3 protein-coding genes are annotated in these 5,215 nt (G+C 73.0%); all 3 read right to left on the bottom strand.

From position 1 onward, the window contains the following. Positions 1 to 389 (bottom strand): HDOD domain-containing protein (locus H0488_RS21905; protein ID WP_183101329.1); only part of this gene is annotated, 389 nt, incomplete at its 3' end. Next, complete coding sequence (locus H0488_RS21910; protein WP_183101330.1) at positions 386 to 2,506, bottom strand: putative bifunctional diguanylate cyclase/phosphodiesterase; 2,121 nt, start codon at positions 2,504 to 2,506, stop codon at positions 386 to 388. The genes H0488_RS21905 and H0488_RS21910, both read right to left, overlap by 4 nt. A gap of 149 nt (positions 2,507 to 2,655) precedes the next feature. Next, on the bottom strand, positions 2,656 to 5,215 hold a 2,560-nt coding region (gene fdhF, locus H0488_RS21915; protein ID WP_183101331.1), incomplete at its 5' end, for a formate dehydrogenase subunit alpha.

The raw sequence follows: 5,215 nt of genomic DNA on the forward strand, positions 1-5,215 counted from the left end.
GCGGTGCGGGTCCCGAACTGCGGGCCCAGCGCCCCGGACGCGGCGGCCAGGTGAACCGAGGTGTCCCAGAACCCGTCAGGGAGGTCCTTGGCCCCGTCGATGCCCGACAGTGCCACGGTCGCGATCGACCGCACCGTGTTGAACCCCACCACGGTGACGGCGAACTGCAGGCTGGTCACCTTGCCCGACAGCCCGAAGTAGGCGGAGTTGGCCAGCCTCATCACCTTGGCGGCCAGCGCCACGTCGGCGCCGAGGACGGCCGCGAGCTCCGTCGCGTCCGAGCTCTCGTTGTTGCTGGTGGCGACGATCCGGGCCGCGACGGGCCGCTGGGACGCCAGCTGGTCCAGGCTCTCCAGCAGCGCGTCGATGTCCAGCATGATCGCGGTCATGACGCACTCGTGGTCGCGAGGGGATGTCCGGCCTTGCACCAGTCGACGAAGGTCGGCTCGTCGAGCGGCCGGCTGATGCCGAAGCCCTGCAGCAGTGAGCAGTCCATCCCCTCGAGGATCTGCCGCTGCGAGGTGGTCTCGACTCCTTCGGCGACCACGCCGAGCCCCAGGTTGCGGGCGAGACTGATCACGGCCTGGGCGACCGCGGTGTGGCCGTCCTGCAGCTCCGCCACGAAGGAGCGGTCGACCTTGAGGTAGTTGACCGGGAGTCGGCGCAGGTAGGCCAGGGAGGAGTAGCCGGTGCCGAAGTCGTCGATCGCGACCTGGACGCCGTGGTCCCGCAGCTGGGTGAGGATGATCGACGCGGTGTCGGGGTCCTTCATCAGGGCCGACTCGGTGATCTCGAGGCAGAGCTGGTCGGGGCGGAGGCCGTAGCGCCGGAGGGTCCGCTTCACCGTCTGCACCAACAGGTGGTCGCTCATCTGCAGGGCCGACAGGTTGACGTTCATCCGGGGCGGTGCGAGCGAGCCGAGCTGCCGCTGCCACTCCGCCAACGCTGCACAGGCGGCGTCCAGCACCAGGTCTCCGAGCTCGCGCACCAAGCCGTGCTCCTCGGCCAGCCGGACGAACACGTCCGCAGGGACGGCGCCGCGATCGGGGTGGTGCCAGCGGGCCAGCGCCTCCACCGAGACCAGCTCGGGGATGTCGCCGTCGCAGCGCATGATCGGTTGGTAGCAGAGCGTGATCACCCGCTCGTCGAGGGCCTGGCGAAGGTCCGAGACCATGGTGAGCGCGTCGTGGACGGCGCTGCGCGCGCCCTCGTCCAGCACCATGATCCGGCCCTTGCCGCGCGACTTCGCCTGGTACATCGCGATGTCGCAGTCCCGGATGAGGTCGTCCGGGGAGTGGTGGTCCGCACCCCGGAGGACCACGCCGATCGAGACCCGGGGGTGGATCTCGACACCGTCCAGCACCACGGGGTCGGAGACGACCCGCAGGATGCGGTCGGCCACCTCGAGGGCGGCGTCCAGCGAGCCGGTCCGGCACACGACCACGAACTCGTCGCCGCCGAACCGGGCGACGAGATCGCCCGGACGCAACGAGCCGGTGAGTCGGTGCGCGACCTCGACCAGCAGCGCGTCGCCGGCCTTGTGGCCCAGGCTGTCGTTGACGATCTTGAAGTTGTCCAGGTCGAGGAACATGCACGCCAGGCCCGCGTTCGGGTCCTGCATCGCGGCCGCGATGTGGTCCCACAGCTTGGAGCGGCGCGGCAGCCCGGTCAGGGAGTCGTGGGTGGCCTGGTAGCTGAGCTGTTCCTCGAAGGCCCGCCGTTCGGTGATGTCCTCCAGCGTGGCCACGAACCCGTCTCCGACGCCCGGGGTGTGCAGCGGGGTGAACCGCATGTCGGTGTAGCGGACCCGCCGGTGGCTGTCGACGAAGCGCGCCTGCATCTCCCGCTCCTGGCCCGCCAGCACCGCGACCACGGTGTCGATGATGAGCTCGAGGTCGTCGCGGTGCGCGTAGTCCATCCAGCCGGTCCCGATCAGGTTGTCGGCGGTCACGCCCAGCAGCGCGCAGAGGGCGTCGTTGGCGTGGCCCAGCCGCATGCCCTGCTCCGACATCATCGTGGGCACCGGGGATCGCTCGGCCAGCACCTTGAACCGGTGCTCGTGGGCCTCGGCGGACGCGCGCAGCGCGAGCTCCAGGTCGGAGTGGGCGCGGTGCACCTGCAGGGTCCAGAACCGGCCGTCCGGCGCGGGCGTGGCGCTCAGCCGGCACGGCACGGTCTCGCCGACGCTCGTTCGCACCGTCACGGACGTCGCCGTACGGCGCTCCCGGCGGAACATCGTGCGCAGCGCCACCCCGTCCGGTCCGTGCACGAACTCGGACAGGCGCTCGCCCTCCAGGTCGGTGCTGGCCAGGCCGAGCAGCTTGGAGGCACCCGGGTTGGTCCACCGGATGATCGGCTCCGCGGCATCACCCAGCTCGGCCACCAGCAGCGCAGCGCTCGACTCCGTCGACGCGGCGTGGAAGACGGCGGCGACGACGTCGTGGGGCTGTCGGCACGGCAGCCGACGATCGGCATCACCGACGGGGGAGGCAGCGCTGGTCGTCATGCGTTCCCCGTTCCGTCGGATACGAGCGGGGTCGGGCTGGAACTCCCCGGGGCAGGTCGACCGTCCATGGCGACCGCCCGGGGACTAGCCCCGCTCTCGGACCCTTATCGGCACCGGTCGGCCGGACCTGAGGCCGGCGCCGACGTGGCTCAGAGCCCGGGCTCGCGACCGTCGGAGGGCCGGATGCTGACCGCTGTCACCTTGTACTCCGGGCAGGAGGTGACCGTGTCCACGACGTCGGAGGTGAGCAGGTTCGCGGCGACGTCGGGGAAGTGGAAGGCCAGGAACGCCTGGCCGGGGACGATGGCGTCCGACGCCCGGACCCGGGTCACGACCTCGCCGCGCCGGCTGGCGACGACCGCCCGCGAGCCGTCGTCGAGGCCGAGCCGGGCGAGGTCGTCCGGGTGCAGGTCGAGCAGCTCCTCGGGCACCAGGTCGAGGTTCGGCGTACGCCGGGTCATGGTGCCGGAGTTGTAGTGCTCCAGCCGCCGGCCGGTGATCAGCGTGTACGGATAGGCGGTGTCGGGCTGCTCGCCCGGGGGCAGCCAGTCGAAGGCGGCCAGCCCGGCCCGGCCGGACGGCGTCCCGAACCGGGTCAGGTAGAGCTGCGCCTCGCCCGGGTCCTCCGCGGACCGGCACGGCCAGGGCAGGGCGCCGAGGTCGTCGATCCGCTGGTGCGAGATGCCGGCGAACAGCGGCGCCACCGTGGCGCACTCCGCCATCGCCTCGGCCGGCGTGGTCACCCCGAGGTCGGCGCCGAGGGCGCGGGCGACGTCGAGCAGGATCGCGAAGTCGGTCCGTGCGCCCCCCGGCGGCGGGAGCGCCGGGCGCACCCGTTGGAAGCGGCGGTCGAAGTTCACGAAGGTCCCGTCCTTCTCCAGGAACGACGCCGCCGGGAGCACGACGTCCGCGAGCCGCGCGGTCTCGGAGAGGAAGATCTCCTGGCTGACGACCAGCTCGCACCGGTCGATGGCGGCACGCACGTGGCCCGAGTTCGGGTCGGTCTGGGCGATGTCCTCGCCCATCACGTAGAGCGCCCGCACCCGGCCGTCGAGCGCGCCGGCGAACATGTCCGGGATCCGCAGCCCCGGCTGCGCAGGCACCGGCACGCCCCAGGCATCGCCGACCCGCTGCCGGGCCGCGTCGTCGGTGACCCGCTGGTAGCCGGGCAGCAGATCGGGCAGCGCGCCCATGTCGGAGGCGCCCTGGACGTTGTTCTGGCCGCGCAGCGGGTTGACCCCGCCGCCGCGCAGGGTCCCGACCGCGCCGCGGAGGATCGCGAGGTTCGCGAGCGTGCGCACCGCCTCGGTGCCGTGCGCGTGCTCGGTGACCCCGAGGCCGTAGCAGATCGTCGGCACCCGGGCCTCGCCGTACAGCTGCGCCGCCGCGCGCAACGAGCCGGCCGGGACGCCGGAGATCTCCTCGACCCGCTCCGGGGTGTACGACGCCAGCACCTCCTCGAGCGCCTCGAGCCCGTCGGCGCGGTCGGCCAGGAAGTCGCGGTCGGCCCAGCCCTCGTCGAGGAGCAGCCGGGCGAGGCCGTTGAACACCGCGACGTTCGAACCCGGACGGCCCTGCAGGTGCACGTCGGCGAGCGCCGCCAGCTCCGTGCGCCGCGGGTCGACGACCACCAGGCGCGCTCCCCGGAGCACCTGTTGCTTGATCCGGGCGCCGACGACGGGGTGGGCCTCGGTGGCGTTGGTGCCGGCGAGCAGGAACACGTCGCTGCGCTCGATGTCGTCGGCGGGGTTGGTGCCGCCGGACAGCCCGAACGCAGCGGTCAGCCCGGCTGCCGACGGCGCGTGACAGATGCGGGAGCAGTTGTCGACGTTGTTGGTGCCGATCACCGCCCGCATCAGCTTCTGCATCAGGTAGTTCTCCTCGTTGGTGGCCCGGGCGGAGGAGATCGCAGCGATCGCGTCGGGACCGTAGGTCGCCCTGATCCGGGCGAGCTCGCGGCCGACGTGGCCGAGCGCCTCCTCCCAGGACGCCGGCTGCAGCTCGCCGTCCTTGCGCACCAGCGGGGTGGTGAGCCGGTCCGGGGAGCGGACGAAGCCGTGGGCGAACCGGCCCTTGACGCAGGCGTGGCCGCGGTTGACCGGCCCGTCGGGGGCGGGAGTGACCGAGACGACCTCGTCGCCGGCGGCGTGCACGTCGAGCGCGCAGCCGACCCCGCAGTAGCCGCAGGTGGTGCGGGTGGTGCGGTCCGGCGCCGCGACCTCGACGGCGCGGCCCTCGGTGAGAGCACCGGTCGGGCACGCGTCGACGCAGCCCCCGCAGCCGACGCAGGCCGAGTCGGCCCACGCTCCGCCGTTGCCCGGAGCGACGACGGTGTCGGCCCCGCGGCCGGTGAGCGTGAGCGCGAACGTGCCCTGCACCTCGTCGCACATCCGGACGCAGCGGCCGCACGAGATGCAGAGGTCGCGGTCGAGCCGGACGTAGGGATGGGTCTCGTCGAGGCCGAGACCGCGGCCGCTCCCGAACAGGTCGGGGCCGACGCCGTACTGCTCGCACGCCGCGGCCAGCTCCGACGGGCGGTCGAGCGCACGGCCCGGCAGCCGCTCGGCGAGCAGCTCGAGCACGAGCCGCACCTGGGAGCCCACGCCGGCGTCGGTGGTGACGACCTCCATCCCCGCGGTGGCAGGCGTCGTGCACGCCGTGACGACCGCGCCGTCGGCCAGCACCAGGCACCCGCGGCAGGCGCCGGCC

The organism is Nocardioides pelophilus (assembly GCF_014180685.1).
Lineage (GTDB): Bacteria > Actinomycetota > Actinomycetes > Propionibacteriales > Nocardioidaceae > Nocardioides > Nocardioides pelophilus.